This window comes from Coprococcus intestinihominis (assembly GCF_040096555.1).
GTDB lineage: Bacteria > Bacillota > Clostridia > Lachnospirales > Lachnospiraceae > Coprococcus_A > Coprococcus_A intestinihominis.
This window is the reverse complement of record NZ_JBBMEK010000401.1, coordinates 1-1,837: the sequence shown is the minus strand read 5'-3', so window position 1 is coordinate 1,837 and position 1,837 is coordinate 1. Positions and strand designations below refer to the sequence as shown.

2 protein-coding genes and 1 pseudogene are annotated in these 1,837 nt (G+C 37.5%); all 3 read right to left on the bottom strand.

What is annotated here, in order from left to right:
- Positions 1-62 precede the first annotated feature (62 nt).
- Positions 63-1,055: a DUF6017 domain-containing protein gene (locus WMO25_RS17640; protein ID WP_154581413.1), complete on the bottom strand. Its 993-nt coding sequence runs from the start codon at positions 1,053-1,055 to the stop codon at positions 63-65.
- 47 nt (positions 1,056-1,102) lie between these two features.
- Complete coding sequence (locus tag WMO25_RS17635; protein ID WP_154432768.1) at positions 1,103-1,453, bottom strand: replication initiator protein A; 351 nt, start codon at positions 1,451-1,453, stop codon at positions 1,103-1,105.
- Positions 1,453-1,837: pseudogene (locus WMO25_RS17630) on the bottom strand (ParB/RepB/Spo0J family partition protein); the annotation flags it as partial. The gene WMO25_RS17635 and the pseudogene WMO25_RS17630, both read right to left, overlap by 1 nt.

Below are 1,837 nucleotides of genomic sequence, written 5' to 3'. Positions count from 1 at the left end.
GACCGGAATCAATAATATTTTCCCAATGAGCTTTAAACAAAACATCTTTCTCCTCCTCTCAGTCAGACAGCAAACTGCGGCATGTCATGATTCACTTCTGCCTTATAGTACCCATCGATCGTTGTCGGGGCATTGAATAATGCTGCCAGCATATATTTCTTGATATTTTTCACCTTTGATGTATTCTTCTTGAAACAGTCAAGAACATACTCGATGTGGGAATAATTCAGTTTTAAAAACTTGCCGCGTACCAGTTCTGCCGGATACCAGTTACTTGCGATCAGGATCTTTTCGCTACTGCACAGAACTGTTTCCAAAATAAGCTCATAAATGCCCTGAATCAATGCTTCGTCATACTGATACGCAATAAGTAATGACTCATAATCTATGTTTTCCTTGATGAGATCCTGATAAGCGGATACCGTATTCATCATATCAACATCTGATCTCTGTCTATCGGATATGATTTGATCTGATTTATTCTTACTCTCTTTAATATCGCTAGTATTATTATAATTAGAGTTTGAATTGCAAACTTCTTGAAGTTTATTTTCAGGACTTCTTGAAGTTTGTTTTTGGGACTTCATGGAGTTTGTTTTATAAACTTCTGCATCTTCCAGAGTATCAACATTGGTTTGTTTTGTAAACTTCTGTGCTTCCTCTGCTGATTGTTCCGCCTGTTCCTCATAGACCATGAAGCTTTTTACATATATGATGTTAGCTTTTCCAAATCCCTGCCTGCGCTTTTCAATCAAACCGATTCCATTCTCATCATCCAGTTCCTGCAGCGATTTTACAGCTTTATTCCTTCCACAGTTCAACAGTTCCATGATATCTTCAATGGAAAAATAGATGTATGCCCGGTTCTGTTCATCAAACCACTGATTTTTGATGGACAAAGACATTCTATCCAGCATCAGACCGTATAATATCTTTGCATCACTGCTCAGATTTTTAAAATATTCATTTTTGAATAAAAGTTTTGGTATCCGGTAGAAGCTGTACTGATCAGCTTCATTCCCGTAAAAGTATCGAAATGTCAATTTCTGATCCATATTTTCTCCTTTCCTGCGGTAGTAGTTCCATAATGGACATTTCTTACTCACGCTACCGCAAAGTCTTTTACGTAATAAATGCTTGGCAGCCCCATGCCTCTAAAATGCTTTTCTATAAGTCCGGCATTTTCAAGCTCTGTCAGACATTCCCTTGCTTTTTTTCTGGTTACTCCCATGTCTTTCTGGATTTCCTGAATCGGATAAACAACATACATCCGGTTTCTTTCATCGACCCATTTATTCTTCACCGCCATTCCCATACGGTCTAAAAGAAGACCGTAGAGAACTTTTGCATGAATGGTAATTCCCGTAAATATTTTTTCAGTAACCAGCATCTTTGGAATATGTATAAAAGAATACTGATCCGCCTGTTTTCCATACATATATTTAAAATCCATCACATTACCTCCTGTTCCTGTTTCCATTTCTCCAATAATGATTCAATCACTTTCTCCACGTCTTCCGATGTATAATTCTTTGGAAAATATTTCGTCAGCTTCTTTTCATTCAAAGTTACCTTTCTTGCCGGAGCCTTTACCGGAATATGGCTATTCAGAATACTGATCATCAGACTCTGGGTAACCGGTCCTTGTCCAAGATAATTTCTTAAAGCTGCAATTTGATTTGGTTTGATAAATCCATTGTCACAGATATATTCATAAATCCATTCCTGCACATCCTGCGGAATATATGAGATATCAACAGCAATGGTAAAGTTCAGACGTTTCTTATCTACCAATTCCAGTAAATCTGGGATAAGTTCTGTCAAACGGATGAAACGT

Coding starts and splice junctions, on each gene's coding strand:
- WMO25_RS17640 (WP_154581413.1), bottom strand. CDS start 1,055: ATGGATCAGAAATTGACATTTCGATACTTTTACGGGAATGAAGCTGAT.
- WMO25_RS17635 (WP_154432768.1), bottom strand. CDS start 1,453: ATGGATTTTAAATATATGTATGGAAAACAGGCGGATCAGTATTCTTTT.